Source organism: Pseudomonas sp. P1.8, assembly GCF_001269805.1.
Taxonomy (GTDB): domain Bacteria; phylum Pseudomonadota; class Gammaproteobacteria; order Pseudomonadales; family Pseudomonadaceae; genus Aquipseudomonas.
The window spans coordinates 99,581-122,239 of the sequence record NZ_LHVM01000018.1 but is presented as its reverse complement, the minus strand read 5'-3'; the positions used below and the strand labels follow the sequence as shown (position 1 = coordinate 122,239).

The window sequence follows — 22,659 nt, the reverse complement described above, 5'->3', positions numbered from 1 at the left end:
GAATTTCATACGCCCTCCCTGGAGCAAGAATTTGTTACGGGATGTGCCATACGCTAGCGATTGCACGGCCCGCCAACCTCCCCGATTGCGCAGGCGATTCTCCAATTACGCAGCCTGATGCGGGCAGCCCATAGAAAAAACACGCCAATAAAAACATGACTTAGTGCATCTGCATGGGCAGAACTGGTGTATTTGAACCTTGATTTCATCCGACACTTTCAAGTGAAAAATAACCCAATAAATAGTCGGAATTTTTTTTAACGACAACGCTCCCTTACTTACAAGTACAGGAGAGTTTTCATGAGTTACATCGACCTTTACCACATTGAATACAAACTCCATGACCAGCCCAAAACGTTCGTTATCCGGGCCAAGCGCATGGACAGTGCGACGGCCTGGCATTGGGCAAGCTGCGATGCCGGGATAGCGCCGATACCGAAGCCTGGCCGCCCGCCGTTGAAAATCTACTCCAAGCCTTTGGCAGAGCGATACGGCATCAGCGACGTCAGGTGGCGGGAGGCGACCACATTGAACTGGGCAGAGGCCGCGCAATGACAATCGCTGTTGGATTGAGTTAATGCGTACACATAAGTCACTCGATCACGCTTAAATAGTTGCAACCAAACTTTGTTCCCCCGGGTCGACATCCAAAAGCCCGCAACGGATGTTTGCACTCTGGAGAGTCAGAACATGATTGGAGTCGTTGTCCCGGTGCACAATGAAGAGCAACTCTTGAGTCACTGCATTGAATCACTGATGGAAGCCGCCTTGCATCAGAGCCTGGACAATGAAGACGTCAACATCGTGATCGTCCTGGATGACTGCACAGACACCTCGCTGCACATCGCCCAGGCCTATGACGTGATGACATTGACCTGCACTCACCGCAACGTTGGAAAAACCCGGGCACACGGCGCCGACCACCTGTTGGCGGTGGATGCAAGATGGCTGGCCTTCACCGATGCCGATACCGTGGTGCCTGTTTCGTGGCTGGTTGATCAAATCCGCTTCAACGTCGATGCGGTATGTGGATTGGTCGATGTCAACGACTGGACCGAACACTCCCCAACAGTGCGCGAGCGCTACCACGCCCGTTATCACCCCGTTGAGGGGCATCGACATATCCACGGTGCGAATCTGGGTGTGTCCTCTGCGGCTTACCGCAAGGCTGGCGGGTTCAAGGCATTACCCGCGCACGAAGATGTGCAATTGGTCGCGGACCTGGAGCGCAGCGGCGCCAGCATCCTGTGGACTGCCGCCAACCGCGTCACGACCAGTGCACGCAAAAACTGCCGGTGTCGGGAAGGGTTCGGTGATTACCTGAAGTCGCTGGCCTAATCGCTGCGCGTGGTCTCGGCGAGATCAATCGAAGCCGGTTGGCGCCCCCAGTATTCGAGCAGAAAGTCCGCCTCTTCATGAAGCAACAGACGATGCAGGGGCAGGTGATCGGCAAGCATCGCGTGAACGTCGCGTCCGTTCTGGGAGCATCCGTCAATCGGATGCAGCCAATGGCACGCGAGTATGCCACCTTCCGGGCTCAGGCTTCGCATTGTGTTCTCGATGACCTGAATCCACTCCTGCTGATCCAGAAAATAGCCCACCTCGCTCAGCACGATGAGATCAAAAAGGCCCTCGGGCCAGTCGTCAGGAATACGCGCCTGTTGTACGTGCACATGGTGCAAGCCGCTCAATCGGTGGCGCGCCAGGATGACTGCTTTTTCGTTGAGGTCCTGGCACAACAAAGACTCACAGCGCTCGGCCAGTAACGCACTGAGTTCACCATTGGCGCAGGCCGGTTCGAACACACGTTGATAACGCTGACAGGGCAGACTCGCCAGCGTCAGGTCACGTTTGCGCTTTTCGTACCATCGGGTTCGAAACGACCAAGGGTCATCACTGGCGCTGAACAGTTGCTCGAAGTAATCCGCTGAGAGGCTCATACAAACACCAGTTCAAAGGGTTGCAAAAGGCGCTCAATGGCTGCTCGGTCAAGCACTGGCGGTGATTGGCCGTCTGCATTGATTTGTGAAACATGCGCGTGGATAGCGTGGCGTTTACGCGCCAGCACATCAGCGCCGAGCATGAGCTTGCGCGCACGTATCCAGGGTATGCGGGGATCCTGCGGTCGAGCCCAATGCCAGGCCCAGACGGGCACTTCAATCAGCGATGCGTTATTTTGTGATGCAACATCGGCGGTTGCCCGGCCGGTTGCCTCGTGATCGCAATGGCCGTCCTGGCGCCAAGTCGTGACCACGCAGTCGCCCGGTCGTACAAGTTCCAGCAGCCGACCCACCAACCCATCCTCCGCCCCCGCAACAGCGCTGTCCGGCAAACCCAAACGCTGCCAGTTCAGTGCTCCGACATCGAGCCCCAAGCGAGCGAGGCTATCCAGGCTTTCCAACGGGCGTTGTCGACGCAGGCGTGCGTGCGTCCAGTACCGCGATCCCTCATGACTGGCTTCACCATCGGTGACCGCGACCAGCAATACGTCCGCTTCCCTGCCCTTCATCCCGGCCAGGAGGCCGGCACATCCGAGGACTTCATCGTCAGGATGAGGTGTGACAATCACCAGCCGTTGACCTTGCGCAACCAGCACTTGATGGCTGATTGTCGGCACGCTTGCCAGCATCGGACAGGCCTGCCATTCGGTCAGCGTGGTGCCTGGCCCTCGAATGAGATTTTGCGCCGAGGGTGCCGACGCGATCATCACAACACCCACCCGTCATCCGCTGAATCCGCGACCTGCTTGCCAAGCGCCGCCAGATCTTTTTCGGCATGGCTTTGCCGCAAGAACACCGGTAGGTCGGCGGCGAGCCGGGCGAAATGGCTGTTACGGCAAAACGGCGTGGCACCCAATGCACGCCCCACATGCTCCAGCACTGCATTCACCGCCACTTCGACCTGCGCACGTAAGCGCCGGACAGGCAATTGCGCTGATGCCCGGGGATGGTTGTCGATCCAGGTCGCGGTCTCTCTCAAGGTTGCCGCGGCCGCACACAGTGCTGCGTCGACCGCGCCAAGATGAGCCTCGGCATGGGCGTCGTGATACGGCTTTGTGCAGTGTTCGCGCAGGTAACCGGCCAGCGCACACGCCGCGCCATACCAACAGGCGGCAATTCCCCCGCCCCCCTGCCAGAAGCCAGGTCGGTCCAGATACTGACCCGGCAACCCGACACACCGTCCGCGCACGCACTCGAATTCCACATCAAGGCTGGCCGTACTGCCCATGCCCACAGCCTGCCAGCCGTCATCGATCAGCTTGACGGTCGGCTGCTTCAAATCAACGGCCACCAGTTGCACACGCTGCTGTTCATCCCAAGTCGTCAGAAGTGCCCAATCCAGCACGGCCGCGCCGGAACACCAGGCTTTGCGTCCTTGCAAATGAACCTGCTCACCTTGTCGATCAATGATGCGGACCCGGGCAAACGGCGGCTCGGCCGCCCACACGCCCCAGCTGCCATTTGCCGTTGCACCGTCGGGTTCAATCTCGGACATGATCGCCAATGCGTCGGTGTGGCCCTCGAACAGTTTGACCAGCGCCAGATCACTGCCGGCCACCTGCGCCAAGGTTCGCCAGCGCTCCAGCGTCCTGCCTCTCCCCGGAATCGGCAGGGCGGTAAAACCACCACCGATGAGTTCTTGCATCAATTGATGCAGTGCCCTGCCCGGTTCCCGCGAAACGGGATGGCATGCTATGTGTCCCAGCAAGCGGTCGAAGGTGCCTGAGCGGCTCATCGTGCTGTCTCCCAAAAGGTGCTCGATTCAAGCCGCCGGTTTCAGCACAACCTTGGTCCAGCCGTTGTCACGGGCATCAAAATGCTTATAGGCCTCAGGTCCTTCGGACAGTTTGAGTTTGTGGGAAATGATCTGCGCAGGATTGGCAAGTCCGTGGTGGATAAGCTCGGCCAAACGACGGTTGTAGGCTTTGACGTTGGCCTGCCCGGTCCGAATCTGCTGGCCCTTGAACCACAAAGCACCAAAGTCGAAAGCCATCTTGCCTTCCTTCGCCAGCTCGTTCTCCGCGCCCGGATCTTGCGGCACGAATACACCGACGACACCGATTCCGCCAGTCGCCTTGGTCGAAGCCACGAGGTTGTTCATGGTCAGGTGATTGGCTTCGTGCCCATGGTGGTCGCAGCACTGGTAGCCCACACACTCACATCCGCGGTCGGTGCCTTTGCCATGGGTCAGGTTGAGGATTTGATCTACCGCTCCCTGCTCCAGGGAATTGATCGGCGTGGCCCCCATCTGTGCCGCCAGCTTCAGGCGATCCGGTTGGTTGTCGACCACGAACACCTGCGCGGCACCTTTGATCATCGCGGCGTGCGCGGCCATCAAACCGACCGGCCCGGCGCCATAAATCGCAATGCTTTCGCCCGGCAGCAAGCCGGCCAGTTCTGTCGCATGCCACCCGGTCGGGAAGATGTCCGAGAGCATCACGTAATCGTCCTCACGTTCCTGAGCATCCTCGGGCAACACCAGGCAATTGAAGTCCGCGTAAGGCACGCGCAGCAGTTCAGCCTGCCCACCTTGGTACGGCCCCATCTCGGCAAATCCATAGGCCGCGCCCGCGCTACCGGGGTTGGCGGTCAGGCAAAAACCGGTCAGGCCTTTCTCGCAGTTTTCGCAAAAACCGCAACCGATGTTGAAGGGCAGGCACACCCGATCACCGACCTTGACCCGGTCGACCCCGGCCCCGACCTCGATCACCTCCCCTAGATTCTCGTGCCCGAACACGCGTCCGGTCTCCATCGACGTGCGCCCTTCGTACATGTGCAGGTCTGAACCACAGATGTTGGTGGTGGTGATTCGAACCAGTACATCCGTGGGCTTTTCGATTCTGGCATCCGCGACATTTTGCACACTGACGTCACGCGGGCCGTTGTAAACGATCGCTTTCATGGTGCTCTCCCGTTAGCAAACGACAGGAAAATTTCGTCTGCTCAGACTTATCTGTCAGAGAGAAGCGAAGGTATGTTCAAACGATTGTCGGTGGCGCCTGACGAGCGGCTAACCAGCAGGCATGATGTCGGACGGGCTGAATTTTTTGCTCTCGGCGCTATCTGCGTACAGCAGGTTCTTGAGTTGCAGCGCGTTCATCAGCGCGGCGCCACTGGCCGTATTGTCGAAGATGCACCACGCGTTTCCCTCAGCCGCGGCGAGTTTGAGCCGGGAGGCAAGACGTTCCAGAAACATCGGCTCGTAAGCGCTGTAGTAGATTCGCGGCGAGCCATGCAGACGCCAATACCTGAGATCTTTTGAACCGTGGGGCGACGCATCCGTGCCGATGCGCGATGGATCGACGACCGCCTGGGCCACTCGATGCGCAATCAACAACGGTTCGGCATCGATCCACGACGCGTGCCGTGGCTCCAGCACCAGCGCTCCTGAATACTGCGCTCGCAGCACCGTGAAAAAACGCTCCACCACCCCCTCTTCGAAGGCCAGTGACGGCGGCAGCTGGACTAACAGACTGCCCAGGCGGTTACCCAAACCTGAACATTGATCGAGAAACGCGTCCAGCAGTGGCTCACAGTCCACCAGGCGCTGCGCATGGGTGATTTGCTTGGGCACCTTCACACAGAATCGAAAGCCTGGCGGCACCGAGTCGGCCCAACGCACATACGTCTGTCGGCGATGTGGGCGATAGAACGAGCTGTTGATTTCGACGCCATTGAATTGCGACGCGTAGCGTTGCAGATGAGTGCCTGCTGCCGGGAAATGGATCGCGTGCTCACGCCCAAGACTCCAGCCAGCGCAGCCAATGAAGATCTGATGTTCGCTCAATTGATCGCCCTCGCTTCGCACCCGTCAATCTCGTACGGGATGAATCTTGCCGCTGAATACCTTGAAGCCATAGGTGTTGTAGATCAGCGTCACCGGAATCAGCACCGCGAAACCCACCAGCATGAATACCTGGCTTGCAGGACTGGAGGCCGCTGCCTGCAGCGTCAGGTTCGGCGGGACAATCAGCGGGAACAGTGCGACGATCATCAATCCGAACGCCAGGATGAAAATGCCCAATGCAGCGAATAGCGGCAAGAAATCGCGACGGGTTCCAAAGCCCACGATGAACCCGATTGAAAGGGCCAACACCATCGTGACTGCCGGCACCCAGACCCAGGTTTCTGATAGCCGCTGCGCATATCGGGTATCCAGCATCGTTGTCCAGACGAGCAAAATGACCAGCAGCAACAAGGTCATGGCGGCCAGGACCCTGGCCTGACGAAGCGAGCGCTGCCGGAGTTCACCTTCGATTCGCCAATAAAGCCAACTGGCGCCCAGCCATGTGTAGCCGACCACCAGCACCCCGCCGCAAAACAGCGGAAACGGGCTCAGCCATTCTCGGCCGTCCCCCGCGTATTGCCCGCCATGATTGGGTATGCCCTGAACCAGCGTTCCCAGGATCAGTCCTTGAATGGCACCCGTGAGGAGAGAACCGCACGCGTGCAGGGCATCGACGCAGCGCTTGATGGCATCGCTCGGTGCATAGTCGCGAAACTCCAACGCCATCGCGCGCACGATCAACGCCAAAAACATCAGAATGAACGGCATATACAACGCCGGCAGCAGAATCGAATAGGCCAGTGGGAACAACGCCAGCAGGCCACCGCCGCCCAACACCAGCCATGTTTCATTGGCATCCCAGATCGGCAAAATGCTGACCGCCATCGCCCGACGTTGCCGCCTGCAACGGGTTAGCCCCAGCAACACACCGACGCCCAGATCGGTGCCGTCAAGCAGCACATAATTGAGCACCGAAAACGCCAGGGCAGCGGCGGACAGCAGTGTGATCCAGTCATTATCCAGCATGGTTTGATGCCCTCAGGAATCACCGGTTTCCTCGGCCAGGGTTGGCTGCGGGCCAGGTTCATCCTGGTGCGGTGGCTTGCGCAGGATGCGCAACAGCACCCAGAGTCCGATGCCGAAGACCAACACGTAAAACCCCAGAATCGCCCAGGTCGAAGCAATCACCTGCTGACGCGACACCGACGACAGACTGTCAGCCGTGCGCAGCAGTCCATAGACGGTGTAGGGTTGGCGCCCCACTTCGGTCACCACCCAGCCACTGAGCATCGCCAGCAACCCGGCCGGTGCCATCAACAGACTGCTGCGCAACATCCAGCGTGTCGAATGCAATCGGCCTCGACTTCGCAACACCAGGCTGATCACGCCCTGCCCCAGCATCAACACCCCCAACCCGACCATGAGCCGGAACGCAAAAAACACCACCGGCACCGGTGGAATGTCTTCGGGGGGGAACTCATCCAGTGCGGCGATGGTGCCGGTCAGGTTGTAATGCAAGTACAGCGAACCGACGTGGGGAATGGCCACTTCCCAGTGATTGCGTCGTTGTGACATGTCCGGCACAGCGAACAAACGCAGGGGCTCGCCTTCACCTTCAGCCGGGCGGGTCCAGGAAGCTTCAATAGCCGCGACCTTCTGCGGTTGAAAGGCCAGTGTGTTCTCGGCATGAAAATGCCCCACTACGATTTGCACCGGCGCGAGCACGGCAATCGCCCACAGCGCCATCGAGTACTGAAGACGCGCCCTCGGGTTCTGCCGTGCCTTCAACAGTTGCCAGGCACTCGCGCCGGCCACCAGCGTGGCGGTCCCGATCAACGCCGCCAACGTCATGTGCACCAGCCGATAAGGGAACGACGGGTTGAAGATGATTGCCCACCAGTCCTGCGCAATGAAACGGCCATCGGCACTTATCGAAAAACCGGCCGGTGTCTGCATCCAGGAATTGGCCGAGAGAATCCAGAACGCACTGATCAACGATCCCGTGGCGACCGCACAAGTGGCCAGGAAATGCAGGCGCGGTCCGACCTTTTTCAATCCGAACAGCATGATCCCCAGAAACCCGGCTTCAAGGAAAAACGCCGCCAGCACCTCGTAGAACATCAGCGGACCTAGAATGTCTGCTGCCTGCGTCGAGAGCCGCGACCAATTGAGCCCGAACTGGTATTCCAGAATCAGACCCGACGCGGTACCTATCGCCACATTGAGGGCAAATATTTTCAGCCAGTAGCGGTAGACGTCCAGATAGATTTCTTGCCCACGCCACAGCCAGAGCGCTTCGAGTACCATCAGAAAGTTGGACAAACCGATGGTCAGGGCTGCCAGCACGATATGAAAACTGATGGTGATTGCGAACTGGACCCGCGCTGCCATCAATGCTGAATCAACTGCGTCCATGCTGTGTTCTCGCGATGTTCCCCGTAAAAACGACAGTGAAAATGCACATGGGCAGAACTCGCAGCGTGATTGCCCGGTTGACCCTTGGCGCCGTCAAACATTCCCCTCATTGCGCGATCGATGCATCGGGAGGCCCTTTGCAGACCTCCCCTGGCATCATCGGTCAGGACGTCCCCAATCCCCGGGAGAGGTCGGCCGGCGGATTGGACGCAATGGGTTGCTCCGAATCCATCCCGTGCTCTTCGGTGTGATCGGTGGTTTTGGTCACGGTATCGCGCACCGCTTCGTAGCCCTCCTGGGCCTGCTTCTTCACCTTGTCCACCAGCCCTGCGCTGGTACGTCCCATGTAGCGCTGCTCGGTGGTGGTCGTCGGCAACGCAGCGCCAATCATGGCACCCAGGGCAATGCCCGCCGCCGCGACCATCAGCGGTTGCTCCCTGAGCAATTGATTGAATTGCTGTCCCAGCACCTGGGAATTGCGCGCTAGACGATCACTGGCCTCATGCACCGCTTGGCTCACGCTTTCCTTGGTCGCACCAACATTGTCGCCCACACTGGCGGCCTTGTTTTTCAGCGATTGATAACCCTCTTTGATCGAGTCGCTGGTCTGGTGCAAATGCTCGCGTGCGCTGTCGAAGCCTTCCGACATACCATCCGCCCAATCCTCAAAACGATCCTGATCCGGCTCGGTGCGATGAGCCGGATACCTGACCGGCGGCCGGTTCTGGCTCATGATCAGCCACAGCAAACCGACCGAAGTCAGCACCGCAGGCACCGGATTATTGCGTACGCTGGTACCCAGGTTACGCAGGAACGTCGTGCCGTTGTTCTGCATCATGCCCCACGCCTGGTCGATCATCTGGCCCGGGGTGAACTTGCTTTCCAGCCGATCGACGATGTTGCCGATGCTGGCCCGCTGGGCGTCGATCTCACGCTCGATCTGTTCGGGGCTTTTTTCCGATTCGATGTCCAATTCGCTTTTCATGAGACTTTTCTCCGCAGCGCTTCCTGATCTTTATTCAAGGCGTCCATCGTCCGGTCAGGCTTGAAGTTGGACGGTTCGAATTGTTTTTTGCCCGACTGCAACATGGCGAACCCGACGATCATCACCACCACGCCGACAAGCAGTGCGGCCAGCCACGGCGCCATGAACGTGCTAAGCCCGTACACGGCAGACATCAACACAATGATGAAGCCCGCGAGCAGCACGATGGCGCCGCCCGCCACTGCCGCAATACCGGCCTTCAGGGTGGTGAGGCTGTTCTGAAGCTCGGCTTTGGCCAGCGCCAGTTCCTTGGTGAACAATGCGGGCACTTCGCGGGACAACTGGCGCAGCAGACCTACGACGGAAACGTCGTCAGGCTGTGCCAGCGGTCTTGCTCCCGGCAGATCTGGGTCGTTTATGTTCATCACCATTCTCCTTTGACGTTTGGCGAAGCCGGTGTCGATGCCCCGGCGAAGTCCGAAGGGTGGTCGTGCTCATTCGGCGACGATGGCGTGATACCGGTGGCCAGTCCGGGGTTGGTGTCGGTCGGGGAAGCCACCGACGTCTCATAAGGCCGATGAGCACCAAAGCCGCCCGTCGGCGGCATCGAACTGCCCTGCGCCGGGTCGTGTTCTGCGTGCGTGGTCACCGCTGCGGAACTGCCCGCCTTGAGGAACCGCGACAAGCCGAAGCCCAACGCGATGCTGCCGGCGATGAACAGCGCCGGATTGTTGCGCGCCAGTGCGGCGCCGTCATGCAACAGCTGTTCGGCACTCTTGCCGCGAAGGTTGCCCGCCAGCCCTGTCATGGACTCCGCCATGTCGGTGAGGTAGTCAGACATGCCCAGCGTGTCTTTATCCTCAAGTTCGGATACGAAGGATTTCGCCCCTTGGGCCAGCGCTTCGATCTGATCGGCGGCGGTGTCGCGGTACTGCCCGAACTGCGCATCGGCTTGCTGGCGCGCACCGCCCAGCGCTTCGGTCACGTCGTCCTTGAGATGCTGAAAGTCCTGTCCGGGTTTGCCGGCACCCGAATTCTCGGTCTGCCCCCCGGCCCTGCTGTCTGAAGTATTCATGTCGTCCCTCGCCTTCTGAATGAAAAGCGTCGTGGGAGTTCGCAGCGGGTTGCCCTGACTCCCTCATAGCAGAGGACGGATCAGTTCTGGGGGAGTTCAAAGCGGATGATGAGCGAGAGGGGGTATCCGACGTGTGATACTCAAACCTCCACCCTGTTGCGTCCTCCTTCCTTGGCGCGATAGAGACGCTCATCAGCCAGCTTCAGCACGCTTTCTGCCGTCGCGACGTCGGCGCTCAGACAGGCAATGCCGATGGAGATGGTCAACCTTCCAACCCCCGGGATCTCTGTGTCGGCGATCTGTTGGCGAATCCGCTCGGCAATGGACCTGGCGATTTCCAGCGGGGTATCGGGCAGGATCAGAGTAAATTCCTCGCCCCCTGCGCGGCAGGCCACGTCCGCCGAGCGGGAATTGTGCTTGAGGATGTCGGCGACCTGCTTCAGCGCAACGTCACCGGCGTCATGCCCGAAGGTGTCATTGACCCGTTTGAAGTGATCGATATCCAGCGCCAGCACTGAATAGTGTTGCCCGGCCTTCGTTAACAAAGCGAGTACGCCGTCCATGGCGCGTCGATTGGCCAGGCCGGTCAACGGATCACTTTGCGCCTCGTGGCTAAGCTGGCCGAGCTTTTGCTGAAGCAATTGCACGCCAGTCAGCATCGCCTGGCGAATGGCCGATGCGTCGCGGTACCAGGCATTGACGCGTTGCAGTTGGTCAAGGGTCTCGCTCGCGGCCAATTGATTGGCGGCAGCGGAGAGCTGGCGCAACGGCCTGGCGATCAGCCTGGTGCAGAGCAGAATCAGGCCGAAGCCGACAATGCCGGCAGGAATCATCCCGACAACCATTTCGCGCATGAGTGAGTCCAGCGTGGCAAGGCTACGCTGCGTGGGTTGCTGCACCACCACCGCCCAATGGGCGTCCGGTACCGGCGCAAAGCCGGTCAGCATCGGCACGCCTTTATAGTTCGGGGCAGCCATTGAACCGCCTTCACCGCGCAAGGCCGCATCCACCGACGAGCTCGAGCCCAGGATATCGCCGATTCTTTTCTGATCGGGGTGGTACAACAGTCGTCTGTTGCCGTCAGCCACGAAAGCAAAGGTGCCCTCGTGATGAAAGTGACTACTGATGACCGTGTGAAAAACGCCTTGCTTGAGCAGGTAGACAGAGCCGCCCACCACACCGAGAAATTCCCCGGACGGGTTGAAAACCGGTTGGGAAATAAACACCACCAGATTCCCGGCCAGGGACACATAGGCCGTGCTGACGAGCGGACGGCGCTCCTTGAGTGCCTGAACGATGCCTTGCGAAGACAACGGATTGCCGGCGATCTGCAAGGTGTCCGGATACGCCTGAAGCACCGTGCCGCGCGCATCCACGATGGCGATGGAGTTGAAGTCGGTACCCTGCGCCTGCAAGCGGACCGCCTCCTCGCGCAGCACCAGGGGATCGTTCCAATGTTCGGCGAGCGTGTTGGCGCTGTAGGTCAAGCGACTGTGCGCCGCACCGAGGAATTCACCGATGCTGGAGGCTACTTTCGCCGCATAGGCCCCATTGGCCTCCAGCGTCGAATGGATCAAGGCATCTCGCTGCACCCGATACGCGACAATGAGGCTGTTGCACAGCGTCGCCAGTACCGACAGCAAAACAAACAAAAGAATCAGCCCACGCAGATCGACGGGAAAGGGGCCGGATAGCTTCATGCAACCCTCCGCGGTGCCGCAGGGGTGATAAACGCTAAAGAGCAAAGGCGCAATTTTCAATCCACGAAGGAGTGTCGGATGCCCATCTCGCCGTGTCGCGCGACTCGGGCAGTGCGCATTGCAGGATAGGCAGAGTCCGTTGGTTTGTCACATTCCTGAGCGCGCAAATACCGTCAGACGTGCAGTCCTCAGGTTCTGACGCCTACCGTGTGAACTTGCTCACAACAACTACACTGAAAATGCACCGGACGGCTAAAAGTCAGTTTATGTCCGCAAAACTTGTGCAATATCAGGGGTATTCGCTAGTGCAACGTTGCAAGGACGCAGTTCAACCCTCCCCTCATGTCCGAGGCAATCGATTCTGAATGCGCTACCTGGCCTTCATCATCTTAGTGGTCACCATTGCCGTCCTGTGCCTAGCGCTCTACGGTTGGTATTGCCACCTTCGCGATGACCACGATGACTTTGTCTGAGCGTGCCCTCCTTCGACATTGCCAGCGCTCGACTCCCTTTCCAGCTTGCCATCCTTGATGGCTGTACCTTCCAACGGCCAGCCAATTGACGGCCATTGGCCAACACTCCTCCCGTTGTTCATTCACTATCCGCAAAACCGTCTATGTTGTAAGTGACAGGTCCATGCCGGGCCAGTAGTGCGCTGATGGAGTTCTTATGAAAAGGACCAATCTTGCAGCTGTTGTCACCGCAGTACTTGCAGTCATCATTCCCGCCACCTCGAACGCCACGCTATCTGCTGACCCGGTTTTCACCTTCGGTGTGCTTGGCAGCTACAGCAAACTCAAATTCGAAGGGCATCGGTCTACGGACACCGAGCACATGCCCGAAGGCGGATTGTTTTTAAACTTCGGCAACAAGATGACCGCCCGGACCGGCCTTGTCTTCAGCGCAGAAATCAGTGGGCAATACTCCGAGAGACAAAACCAGAAAGTGAAAGACGGGCAAGCTGACCTGGACCTGGGCTGGCGGTTTGCCCTGGATGCGCAAAACTATCTCGATCTCTTGCTGGGGGGGGGTTACAAGTGGAATCGTTTCGACCCGGACTACAAGAAATACGAGACTGAGCTCACCAGTCGGACGCCTTTCGCCAAGGCCGCCATTGGCTACAACCATCTGTTCAGCGCCTCGACTTTGCGCCTGGAGGCTGGCGTCAGAAAGACCCTCGACGGCGACGCGGAGTTGAACATTCACGGGGTCAATAGCTCCACCGTTGACTTGAAGGACACCACCAATCCTTTTGTCGAACTGAGCTGGCTGATGAATCAGCAAGGGGCTTTTCCGCTGGTCGCGACCCTGTACTTCAACCGTTTCAAATATGACCTGGACGGTCAATTCAAGCTGACCGACTACGACAAACAGACCCGAGATGAATACGGCTTGAAAATAGGCATCGTGTTCTGACAAAAAAGCCCACTGACCGGTGCCGGTTCAGTGGGCTTTTTTCACATCAGTGTCCCGTCCTGAATAAGGTTTACACCTTCTGACCTATTTTCAGGAGGGAGCAATGGATTCGGGGAAAAGGCGCAGTCAGCGCGATTACACGCTGGCTTTTAAATTGTCGGTGGTCGATCAGGTCGAAAAGGGCGAGTTGAGTTATAAAGAGGCTCAACGGCGCTATGGCATCCAGGGTCGGTCAACGGTGTTGGTGTGGTTACGCAAGCATGGTCGGCAGGATTGGAGCCAAGGCGCGTCTATTCGAGTGCTGAGGAAGAGTTCCATGGCCGAGTCCACGGTACCGCTGTCACCCGAGCAGCGGATCAAAGAGCTTGAAGAACAGCTTGAACTGAGCAATCAAAAGGCTCAGTTTTTCGAGGCTGTCGTAAACGTCTTGAAGAACGACTACGGTGTATCCATCGTAAAAAAGCGACCCGGCAAGTCCTCGCGCAAGGGCAAGTCAAAGACCTGAGTATCAGCAGGGCTTGCCTGTTCATGGGCATTTCACGTCAGGCTTACTACAAGCGCAACCGAGCGTTTGATGCGAAGGCTAGCGACGATCAAAAGGTCGTGGATTTCGTCTTGGAAAAGCGGCGGCGCCAGCCAAGGCTGGGAACACGCAAGCTGCATTATATGCTGCAGGCCGAAGCAGAAACGAGTCTGCGGGTGGGGCGCGATCGCCTGTTCAGCATCCTGCGAGAAGCGCGAGAATTGGTCCCTCGCAAGCGGGCATACCACAAGACCACCCACAGCCATCATCGATTTCGCCGCCATCCAAACCTACTCAAGGCAGGCCCGCAGCAAATCATTGCCTGTGCTCCTGAGCAAGTTTGGGTTGCGGATATAACCTATCTGCCTACCCAGGAGAGCGTTGCTTATCTGAGCCTGATCACCGACGCCTACTCGCGCAAAATAGTGGGACATCATGTGCATGAGAGCTTGCATACAGAGTCGGTGCTCAAAGCGCTGAAGAAGGCTGTAGGAGGAAGGAAAACCAAGCAGCCGCTGGTTCATCACTCAGACCGTGGGGCGCAGTATTGCTCCGACCTTTATCAGCGTTTTCACACCAAGCACGGGGTCATTTGTTCGATGACCGATGGCTATGACTGCTATCAGAACGCGATGGCGGAGCGAATAAACGGGATTTTGAAGACGGAGTTTTTGCTGCATCGCCCCAAGAACCTGGCCGACGCGGTGAGAATGGTTGATGAATCGGTGCTGATCTACAACGCGGAGCGGCCACATCTGGCCTTGAAATACAAAACGCCCGATGCGGTGCATCGGGCGTTTTGAGACTGAAACAGGTGTAAACCTATTTCAGGACTAGACAGTGCTTGCGGTCGGATCGGCTGATCCACGACACTGTCCGACCTGCGTGAAACAATTATTTCGTTGTGGAGGCTGCCGTCATGGCCCACGAACTCTATACCCGTACCAACCAGAAGATTTACTTCGCCGGCCTGTCGCTTGAAGCGCTCGCAAAAGCGGAGGAGGGGCGGGCGATGAATTCCCTGGCCCTGATTCAGGCCGGTCGCGAATCAGCGCTGTTTCACCTGTACGGAGCGCTGCTGGGCCTGTGCCACGAGATTGCCGGATTCTATCGTTTGCCCCAGGCCAATGCTCCTCGTGCAGAGTTGCTGTTGACTCGCGAAGTGTTGGACGCCATCGCCATCCCGGAAATGGCCGAAATGGTCGAGTTGGCCAATAACCCGGAAACATGGCTGGCCAAACTGCTGTCTGCCCATGCCGCGCTTTTTCAACCGCCACGCGCGCCTCGCAAGCCTAAAGGGGATGTCACACAGCCGCTGATCCTCGCCGTCAACCTGGATGAAGAGGACGCGCCTGAAGAGTTGAGCCGGGATGAGCTGGAGAGCTGGCGTCAGAACCTTAAAGGGTTGGCGATCCGTTTTCGCGAAGGGTTGAACGAGTGCTGACAGGCGTCTCTGCACGATGGCTGTTGGTCAAGATCCCAAGCGCAGCCTGTGCGATGCCTATATAATCCCCGCCTTTCGTGGAGAACACACCTATATGCCAACGTCCTTTCTAGAAATTGTCGAGTTACCAGACGGCCGAATCGAGCTGCGCAGGGCCGAGGACGAGGGTTCTCTGGTTACTTTGGATTTCTCCGAGGACGCCAAAGCGTTTTTGCAAGGGCAGCACGTGGAAGTCGCCAAGGCGATGTTGAGCGTGGGTGTTCAGATGGCAGGTCGCCTGGTTGAAGGCGAATTCGACAAGGATGAGGGTACGCGGGTTCTTCATTGATGCCCGTCCGTCGCTTTTTTTGATGTCGCTATTCATCGGCTTCTCTGTCCTTGGAGAAGCCTCGCGCCTTTAATGTCGCACCCGATATTTGCCCATTAACCCAGTCGAATATTCAAGCTTTGAGCATCGCCAATACGAGCGGCGCTGATCAGCTGCTGCCGCGAATTGGCGTTTAACGGGTTGAGCCAGCTGACAACCGTGTGGCTACGACCCAGGCGCAATGCCTCGCAGGTCAGTTGCTGTGCACTCTGGCTGCCGCGTGGTTGCAGCAAGAGAATGCGTTCGCGGTTCAGGCCGGCATCGCGTAACCAGGTTTGAGTCAGGCTGGCTGGCGGGGCAATCAGTGTGAGCCAGCGAGCGTCCTGGTCCTGGCTCAGTTCCCTGAGAATCGGTGCGAGAAGGTTCAGGCAGTTCCCGGCTGCGCCACGCAGCGACAACTCACTGAAAACCTCGGGTTCGGCGCTCCAGGGCGCCTCGGCCACGTCTTTGAGGATCGGCGCCAATGGCTGCGCCATGAATGCCTCGAACAGTGACAGTTGGGCTTGCTGTGGTGAAGTCTGTGGGAAGTGCATGGAGCCTCCGTTAGCGGCGAATGACGCCGACACTCAATCCTTCGATCATCAGTTCCTGATCTTGAAGGTTCACTTCGATAGGGGCGAACTCGGGGTTTTCGGCAATCAGCCAGACTTTGCTTCCATCCCGCTTGAAGCGCTTGACGGTCACTTCGTCACCGATCCGTGCGACTACGATCTGACCATTTCTCGCTTCGCGGGTGGTATGGACTGCCAGCAGGTCACCGTCGAAAATACCGACATCCTTCATGCTCATGCCATGGACGCGCAGCAGGTAGTCAGCGCGCGGATGGAAAAAGGCGGGATTGATGTTGCATGACTCTTCGATATGCTGTTGCGCCAGAATCGGGGCGCCAGCTGCGACCCGCCCGATGATGGGCAGGGTGGAGTCGTCGGCCTTGGCTTCAAAGCCAGGGATACGAATGCCGCGGGACGCACCGGGCGTCATCTCGATCGCGCCTTTGCGAGCAAGGGCCTTGAGGTGTTCTTCCGCGGCGTTGGGCGACTTGAAGCCCAGTTCCTGAGCAATTTCCGCGCGGGTCGGCGGGTAACCGTTGTCTTCCAGGCATCGTTTGATGAAGGCCAGAATCTCTGCTTGGCGTGGCGTCAGCTTTAGCATATTGATCGCTCTGTCTTTTTATACAGTGACTGGGATTATATACAGTGAAACGGTCTTGGCAATGCCCCTTTTTTTCTTGCCCGCCGGACGGTCGAGGAACCAGTAGATTGAAGCTTTGCCGTTGTGTGGTTAAATGTCTGACCGGCCATTTCCAAAAGTGACCGCCAAGCTTGACAATGCACGGGCTGAAACGTATGTTTCAAACAAGTGTTTGTCAGGCGGAGTAGCCATGGCCCAGTCGGAAACCGTTGAACGCATCCTTGATGCAGCCGAGCAGTTGTTCGCGGAAAAGGGTTTCGCGGAAACCTCGTTGCGTTTGATCACCAGCAAGGCCGGTGTCAATCTGGCGGCAGTGAATTATCACTTCGGCTCGAAGAAGGCGTTGATCCAGGCGGTTTTCTCGCGCTTCCTCGGTCCGTTCTGCATCAGCCTCGATAAAGAGCTGGAGCGCCGTCAGGCCAAGCCTGAAATGAAGCCGACGCTCGAGGAACTGCTTGAAATCCTCGTCGAGCAGGCGCTGGTGGTGCAGCCACGCAGCGGCAATGATCTGTCGATCTTCATGCGTTTGCTGGGTTTGGCGTTCAGTCAAAGCCAAGGGCACTTGCGTCGCTATCTGGAAGACATGTACGGCAAGGTTTTTCGTCGTTATATGATGTTGGTCAATGAAGCGGCGCCGCGTATCCCTCCCATCGAATTGTTCTGGCGCGTGCACTTCATGCTGGGTGCGGCGGCGTTCAGCATGTCCGGCATCAAGGCCTTGCGCGCGATTGCCGAGACCGACTTCGGTGTCAATACGTCCATTGAGCAAGTCATGCGCCTGATGGTGCCGTTCCTGGCTGCCGGCATGCGGGCCGAAACGGGTGTCACCGACGCGGCCATGGCCACCGCGCAGTTGCGTCCGCGTAGCAAATCGACATCGGTTGCCGCCAAGGTTTAACCGCTCACGGGTGGGCGCGGCAGCTGACATCCGTTAAGCTAGCCGCCCATGCCGACTCTCGTTCTGAACCCGCTCCCCATTGATATCGCCGACCTGCCGGGCACTGCCCTCGGCGGCGATTTGGCGCGAGCCGGGTTTATCGTTATCAAGGAATCTCTATGACTGCTGGCCTGCAAGGCTCGTTGATGGTGGACGTCGCCGGTACCTGGCTGACGGCTGAAGATCGCCAATTGTTGCGCCAGCCCGAAGTGGGCGGCCTGATCATTTTCGCTCGCAACATTGAGCATCCACGCCAGGTGCGTGAATTGAGTGCGGCAATTCGTGCCATACGTCCTGACATGTTGTTGGCGGTGGATCAAGAGGGTGGGCGGGTTCAGCGCCTGCGACAGGGATTCATCCGTTTGCCGGCGATGCGCGCGATTGCCGATAACCCCAATGCCGAACACCTGGCCGAGCAATGTGGCTGGATCATGGCCACTGAAGTGCTGGCGGTGGGTCTGGACCTCAGCTTTGCTCCGGTACTGGACCTCGACTATCAGCGCAGCGCCGTCGTTGGCACTCGCTCTTTCGAGAGCAATCCCGAGCGCGCCGCTCAACTTGCCGGTGCGTTCATCCGCGGTATGAATACCGCCGGTATGGCTGCGACGGGCAAGCATTTTCCTGGTCACGGCTGGGCTGAGGCGGATTCTCACGTAGCGATCCCGAATGACGAGCGCAGCCTCGACGAAATCCGTGCCAACGACCTGGTGCCGTTCGCAAAATTGAGCAAGCAACTGGCTGCCGTCATGCCTGCGCATGTCATTTATCCACAAGTCGATTCCCGGCCTGCCGGTTTTTCTCGTCGTTGGCTGCAGGATATTCTGCGGGGCGAACTGCAATTTGATGGTGTGATTTTCAGCGATGACCTGTCCATGGCAGGTGCCCATGTGGTTGGCGATGCCGCCAGCCGCATTGAAGCTGCGTTGACTGCTGGCTGCGACATGGGTCTGGTGTGCAACGATCGTGCGGCCGCCGAGTTGGCCCTGAGCGCCGTGCAACGCCTGAAGGTCAAGCCATCTGCGCGCATTGCGCAGATGCGCCGTCAGTCGTTTGCCGCTATCGAATACCGTCAGGACCCGCGGTGGCTGGCGGCAGTCGGTGCACTCAAAGAAGCTCAATTGATTGATTAAGGACTGCTTATGACGGTTTACGCGATTATCGGTGGTACCGGTCTGACTCAACTCGAAGGCCTGAGCATTCGTCAGTCATTGGCAGTGGAGACGCCTTATGGCGCCCCTTCAGCCGAGATTCAGGTCGGCGAATTCGCGGGCAAGGAAGTGCTGTTCCTTGCGCGTCACGGCCACCCGCACCGCTTTCCACCGCATCAGGTCAACTACCGCGCCAACCTCTGGGCACTGAAGCAGGCGGGTGCAGAAGCCATTCTCGCGGTCAACGCCGTGGGCGGGATTCACGCCGCCATGGGCACCGGGCATTTCTGTGTGCCCCATCAGTTGATCGACTACACCAGCGGTCGCCAGCACACCTATTTTGCCGATGACCTGGAACAGGTCACGCATATCGATTTCAGTTATCCATACAGCGAGCCGCTACGTCAGCAACTGATCGCGGCACTGGCGGCTGAAGGCGTTGGCTACAGCAGTCATGGCGTATATGCCTGTACTCAGGGCCCGCGTCTGGAGACGGTGGCGGAAATCGCACGTCTGGAGCGTGACGGCTGCGACATCGTCGGTATGACGGGTATGCCGGAGGCGGCGCTGGCCCGGGAGCTGGAACTGGATTACGCCTGTCTGTCGCTGGTGGTGAATCCGGCGGCAGGCAAGTCGACGGCGGTGATCACCATGGCCGAGATCGAGCAGGCGTTGCATGACGGGATGGGCAAGGTGAAATCGACTTTGGCGCGGGTACTCAAGGGCTGAGTCTGGTTTGATTGCGCGTTGAGTTCTTCGCAGGCAAGCCAGCTCCTACAGGTTTGGTGTCGTTCGCAGGGGTTGTGTTCGACGCGGTTACTGTGGGGGCAACGTCTGGCTTGATGGTGCGTTGAGTTTCTCGCTGGCAAGCCAGCTCCTACAGGTTTGGGGTTGTTCGCAGGGGTGTGTTCGACGCGGACACTGTAGGAGCTGGCTTGCCAGAGAAGAGGCCGGATCAGGTGCCGAGAGTCTCAGCGCTTTTCAAGCTTATCCGGCAATGGTGCAAACAACGCCTCGATATCATCGCTCTGCAGTTTCCAGTCCCCAGCCTGGCGTCCATCCAATACGCCTGCCGCCAGGTCGGATTTTTCCTTCTGCAGATGCTGAATTTTCTCCTCCACCGTTCCTCGGGCAATCAGCTTGTAGACGAATACCGGCTTCTCCTGTCCGATGCGATACGCGCGGTCGGTTGCCTGGTTTTCCGTCGCCGGGTTCCACCACGGATCGTAGTGAATCACGGTGTCTGCTTCGGTCAGGTTCAGGCCAACGCCTCCGGCCTTCAGGCTGATCAGGAAAATCTGACGCTTGCCGCTCTGGAATTCCTTCACTGGCGTTCGCCGGTCGCGGGTCTGCCCGGTCAATAACGCATAAGCGACGCCGCGTTTTTTCAGCTCGTCCTCGATCAGCGACAGCATTGAAGTGAATTGCGAGAACAGTAGAATCCGCCGGCCTTCTTCAAATAATTCTTCGAGCATCTCCATCAGGCTGTCGAGCTTGCCTGACGTGCTGCCGCGCGCTGGCAGGGTGGCGTCGTTGACCAGGCGCAAATCGCAGCACACCTGCCGCAGTTTCAGCAGCGCTTCAAGAATGATGATCTGACTACGCGCCACACCCTTGCGTGTGATCTCGTCGCGGACTTTCTTGTCCATGGCCAGGCGCATGGTTTCGTAAACGTCACGCTGGGCTTCGTTGAGTTCGACCCAGTGGATGATTTCGGTTTTTGGCGGCAGTTCGGTGGCCACCTGTTCCTTGGTTCGGCGCAGGAGGAAGGGTTTTATCCGGCCGTTGAGGTGCTGAAGTCGTACTTCGCTGGTGCGCTTTTCAATCGGCACGCGGTAATCGCGGTTGAAGCTTTTTACATCGCCGAGCCAGCCGGGCAGCAGGAAATGAAACAGCGACCAGAGTTCACCGAGATGGTTCTCCAGTGGCGTGCCGCTCAGGCACAGGCGTTGGCGTGCATTCAGTTCGCGAGCCGCCTGGGCCGCCTTGCTGGTCGGATTCTTGATGTACTGCGCTTCATCCAGCACCAGTATGTGAAAAGGCTGCGCCGCGAGGCGTTCGACATCCTTGGGCAGTAACGCGTAGGTCGTCAGAATCAGGTCGTAATCGGCCATTTTTTCGAAGTGTTTCTTGCGGCCGGCACCGTACAGCGCCAGCACTTTGAGCTGCGGCGTGAAATGTGCCGCTTCGTCGAGCCAATTGGGAATCAGGCTGGTGGGCATGACCACCATGCAGGGTCGATCAAGGCGACCGGCAATTTTCTCGGTGAGAATGTGTGCCAGCGTCTGTAGGGTTTTGCCTAGGCCCATGTCATCCGCGAGTATCCCGCCCACTTCCAGTTGTCGCAACGACTGCATCCAGCTCAGGCCTTCGAGCTGGTAGGGGCGCAATGTTGCGTTCAAGCCTTCCGGCGCGGCAGCGGTGTAATCCTTGATGTCGCGCAGGCGTTGGGCAAAGGTGCGTATCTGTTCGCCACCCTCCCAAAGAAGCGGCAAGCCTTCCAGCGGGTTCAGTCGTGTGGCATCGGCCTTGCTCAGGCGCAGCGTGGTTTCGCCGGGTTCCTGCAGGTAGAACTCGCCGAGGGTCGCCAGCACCGGTTTCAATCGGCCGAAGGGCAGAGCGACCTGCAGTGGGCCGTGCTCGGAGTTCGGTCGATGGGGGATGTTCACCAGGATCAACTCGTCGTCACGACGCCGGGCCAGGCGTTCCGGGTTGAGGATTTCGGTGTGCGAACGCATCAGATTGAGCAGGATCGGCAACAGGCTCAGTCGTTCGCCGTTGACGATGATTCCGAGTTCCAGATCGAACCAGTCGCGCTCCGGTGCCTGCTCAACCGTGGCGTACCAGTCGTCCACGGCGGTCAGGTCAAAACCGAAGTCTTCGTCGATCTGCAATTCCCAGCCCTGAGTGCGCAGCTTAGGCAGTTCGTTGAGGGTGAAGGTCAGCCAGGCGCTGTCGTTGACCATCTCGAACAGTTCGCCAGCACTTTCCGGCAGGGCCTTGCTTTGCCGGGTGGCGATCTTGAACCCGAGGATTCGCAGCTGTTCGCGGTAGGACTGCTCCACTTCCGGATGACGTTTTATCCGCAGTGTCTGAGTCTCCTGGCGAATCAGGATGTCGGTATTTTTCTGGCCGCTAACGTATTCGTCCAGATAACTGAATGACAGCGCCGCACGATGCTGGATATAGCGCTGCATTCGCCCGTTGCGCGGCTCGAAGGCGCTGAACTCGATGCTTGCCAGCCACAGGCGCGGCACCGGTTGCACGTTGTCTACCAGTACTTGCGGCGGCGCTTTCGGGTTTCTGTTTTCCAGTACGGCCTGGAGTTTTTCCAGAAGTTCGGCATCTTTCGCCGCCGCCGGATAGTCGAGGGTTTCCTGCACTTGCAGCAGCACCGCTGCACAATGTTTGCAGTTGTTGTGGACCGGGCAGGAGCATGTCGCATCGACCATCAGCAAGGTGCCTTTGGCCGACTCGCGCAGGCGAATGGTCTGCCGGTAAACGTTACCACCAGAGCCCTCGCATGCCGCGATGATCGTAGCGTCGCCCGCCTCGACGATCCTGACTCGGTTTTCCAGTGCGTAGCGGCGGCCACGCTCCAGGCTCTGTTCCTTGAATCGGCTGACCCAGGAAGGTCCCAGGGGTTTGCTCAGGGTCGCGGACATTGGGTT

The 22,659-nt window shown here is 58.5% G+C and carries 23 protein-coding genes; 9 read left to right on the top strand and 14 right to left on the bottom strand.

The annotated features are described in order from the left end of the window. The first annotated feature begins 300 nt into the window (after positions 1 to 300). Together AD668_RS20505 and AD668_RS20500 are read left to right on the top strand one after the other, a co-directional pair. Positions 301 to 555 carry a DUF6555 family protein gene (locus AD668_RS20505; protein ID WP_053161623.1) on the top strand — a complete coding sequence of 85 codons (255 nt, stop codon included), beginning with the start codon at positions 301 to 303 and terminating at the stop codon, positions 553 to 555. A 135-nt stretch (positions 556 to 690) separates the two neighbouring features. Continuing rightward, complete coding sequence (locus tag AD668_RS20500) at positions 691 to 1,338, top strand: glycosyltransferase family 2 protein (RefSeq protein WP_053161621.1); 648 nt, start codon at positions 691 to 693, stop codon at positions 1,336 to 1,338. Here the strand turns inward: AD668_RS20500 and AD668_RS20495 are convergent. The 11 genes from AD668_RS20495 to AD668_RS20445 form a co-directional block, all read right to left on the bottom strand. Then, complete coding sequence (locus tag AD668_RS20495; RefSeq protein ID WP_053161618.1) at positions 1,335 to 1,940, bottom strand: bifunctional 2-polyprenyl-6-hydroxyphenol methylase/3-demethylubiquinol 3-O-methyltransferase UbiG; 606 nt, start codon at positions 1,938 to 1,940, stop codon at positions 1,335 to 1,337. The two genes, AD668_RS20500 and AD668_RS20495, sit on opposite strands and share 4 nt — an antisense overlap. Next, a complete protein-coding gene (locus AD668_RS20490) occupies positions 1,937 to 2,707 on the bottom strand; it encodes a PIG-L deacetylase family protein (RefSeq protein WP_053161616.1) in 771 nt (256 codons plus the stop codon). The genes AD668_RS20495 and AD668_RS20490 overlap by 4 nt, the downstream gene beginning before the upstream one ends. Continuing rightward, positions 2,707 to 3,735, bottom strand: a complete 1,029-nt coding sequence (locus tag AD668_RS20485) for an acyl-CoA dehydrogenase (RefSeq protein ID WP_053161614.1) — start codon at positions 3,733 to 3,735, stop codon at positions 2,707 to 2,709. The genes AD668_RS20490 and AD668_RS20485 overlap by 1 nt, the downstream gene beginning before the upstream one ends. Positions 3,736 to 3,762: 27 nt before the next feature. After that, positions 3,763 to 4,902, bottom strand: a complete 1,140-nt coding sequence (locus tag AD668_RS20480) for a glutathione-independent formaldehyde dehydrogenase (protein ID WP_053161613.1) — start codon at positions 4,900 to 4,902, stop codon at positions 3,763 to 3,765. Positions 4,903 to 5,010: 108 nt separating this feature from the next. Then, complete coding sequence (locus AD668_RS20475; RefSeq protein ID WP_053161662.1) at positions 5,011 to 5,787, bottom strand: DUF72 domain-containing protein; 777 nt, start codon at positions 5,785 to 5,787, stop codon at positions 5,011 to 5,013. 24 nt (positions 5,788 to 5,811) lie between these two features. Then, positions 5,812 to 6,813 carry a cytochrome d ubiquinol oxidase subunit II gene (locus AD668_RS20470; protein ID WP_053161611.1) on the bottom strand — a complete coding sequence of 334 codons (1,002 nt, stop codon included), beginning with the start codon at positions 6,811 to 6,813 and terminating at the stop codon, positions 5,812 to 5,814. A gap of 12 nt (positions 6,814 to 6,825) precedes the next feature. Next, positions 6,826 to 8,202 carry a cytochrome ubiquinol oxidase subunit I gene (locus tag AD668_RS20465; RefSeq protein ID WP_053161609.1) on the bottom strand — a complete coding sequence of 459 codons (1,377 nt, stop codon included), beginning with the start codon at positions 8,200 to 8,202 and terminating at the stop codon, positions 6,826 to 6,828. Positions 8,203 to 8,365: 163 nt separating this feature from the next. Beyond that, positions 8,366 to 9,187, bottom strand: coding sequence for a DUF3618 domain-containing protein (locus tag AD668_RS20460; protein WP_053161607.1), 822 nt, complete (start codon positions 9,185 to 9,187; stop codon positions 8,366 to 8,368). Next, positions 9,184 to 9,612, bottom strand: coding sequence for a phage holin family protein (locus AD668_RS20455; RefSeq protein ID WP_053161606.1), 429 nt, complete (start codon positions 9,610 to 9,612; stop codon positions 9,184 to 9,186). The genes AD668_RS20460 and AD668_RS20455 overlap by 4 nt, the downstream gene beginning before the upstream one ends. After that, positions 9,612 to 10,262: a hypothetical protein gene (locus AD668_RS20450; RefSeq protein WP_053161604.1), complete on the bottom strand. Its 651-nt coding sequence runs from the start codon at positions 10,260 to 10,262 to the stop codon at positions 9,612 to 9,614. The genes AD668_RS20455 and AD668_RS20450 overlap by 1 nt, the downstream gene beginning before the upstream one ends. Positions 10,263 to 10,402: 140 nt before the next feature. After that, positions 10,403 to 11,962 carry a sensor domain-containing diguanylate cyclase gene (locus tag AD668_RS20445; RefSeq protein ID WP_053161601.1) on the bottom strand — a complete coding sequence of 520 codons (1,560 nt, stop codon included), beginning with the start codon at positions 11,960 to 11,962 and terminating at the stop codon, positions 10,403 to 10,405. Positions 11,963 to 12,631: 669 nt separating this feature from the next. Here AD668_RS20445 and AD668_RS20440 point away from each other — a divergent pair. The 4 genes from AD668_RS20440 (at position 12,632) to AD668_RS20420 (ending at position 15,673) form a co-directional block, all read left to right on the top strand. After that, positions 12,632 to 13,378 (top strand): outer membrane beta-barrel protein, encoded by a 747-nt coding sequence (locus AD668_RS20440; RefSeq protein WP_053161599.1) that lies wholly within the window; start codon positions 12,632 to 12,634, stop codon positions 13,376 to 13,378. A gap of 103 nt (positions 13,379 to 13,481) precedes the next feature. Then, a protein-coding gene (locus AD668_RS20430) for an IS3 family transposase (protein WP_172681848.1) occupies positions 13,482 to 14,704 on the top strand; the annotation gives its coding sequence in 2 pieces (ribosomal slippage) (positions 13,482 to 13,833 and positions 13,833 to 14,704; 1,224 coding nt in all). A gap of 116 nt (positions 14,705 to 14,820) precedes the next feature. Next, positions 14,821 to 15,345 (top strand): DUF6586 family protein, encoded by a 525-nt coding sequence (locus AD668_RS20425; RefSeq protein ID WP_053161594.1) that lies wholly within the window; start codon positions 14,821 to 14,823, stop codon positions 15,343 to 15,345. 94 nt (positions 15,346 to 15,439) lie between these two features. Then, on the top strand, positions 15,440 to 15,673 hold the full coding sequence (locus tag AD668_RS20420; protein ID WP_053161660.1) for a hypothetical protein: 234 nt from the start codon (positions 15,440 to 15,442) through the stop codon (positions 15,671 to 15,673). A 95-nt stretch (positions 15,674 to 15,768) separates the two neighbouring features. On the opposite strand, the gene sulA is transcribed toward AD668_RS20420, so the two are convergent. Together sulA and lexA are read right to left on the bottom strand one after the other, a co-directional pair. After that, the gene (gene sulA, locus AD668_RS20415) at positions 15,769 to 16,245 is read right to left on the bottom strand and encodes an SOS-induced cell division inhibitor SulA (protein ID WP_053161592.1); all 477 of its coding nucleotides are present in this window, start codon (positions 16,243 to 16,245) and stop codon (positions 15,769 to 15,771) included. A gap of 10 nt (positions 16,246 to 16,255) precedes the next feature. Next, the gene (gene lexA, locus AD668_RS20410) at positions 16,256 to 16,864 is read right to left on the bottom strand and encodes a transcriptional repressor LexA (RefSeq protein ID WP_053161591.1); all 609 of its coding nucleotides are present in this window, start codon (positions 16,862 to 16,864) and stop codon (positions 16,256 to 16,258) included. 229 nt (positions 16,865 to 17,093) lie between these two features. Here lexA and psrA point away from each other — a divergent pair, with 229 nt between their 5' ends. From psrA to AD668_RS20395, 3 genes are all read left to right on the top strand, one after another. Then, positions 17,094 to 17,801 (top strand): transcriptional regulator PsrA, encoded by a 708-nt coding sequence (gene psrA / locus AD668_RS20405; protein WP_053161590.1) that lies wholly within the window; start codon positions 17,094 to 17,096, stop codon positions 17,799 to 17,801. Positions 17,802 to 17,959: 158 nt separating this feature from the next. Beyond that, positions 17,960 to 18,970 carry a beta-N-acetylhexosaminidase gene (nagZ, locus tag AD668_RS20400; RefSeq protein ID WP_053161589.1) on the top strand — a complete coding sequence of 337 codons (1,011 nt, stop codon included), beginning with the start codon at positions 17,960 to 17,962 and terminating at the stop codon, positions 18,968 to 18,970. Positions 18,971 to 18,979: 9 nt separating this feature from the next. Further along, a complete protein-coding gene (locus AD668_RS20395) occupies positions 18,980 to 19,717 on the top strand; it encodes an S-methyl-5'-thioinosine phosphorylase (protein WP_053161588.1) in 738 nt (245 codons plus the stop codon). A gap of 242 nt (positions 19,718 to 19,959) precedes the next feature. Here AD668_RS20395 and AD668_RS20390 read toward each other — a convergent pair whose 3' ends face one another. Next, positions 19,960 to 22,653, bottom strand: coding sequence for a DEAD/DEAH box helicase (locus AD668_RS20390; RefSeq protein ID WP_053161587.1), 2,694 nt, complete (start codon positions 22,651 to 22,653; stop codon positions 19,960 to 19,962). Between the last annotated feature and the right edge of the window lie 6 nt (positions 22,654 to 22,659).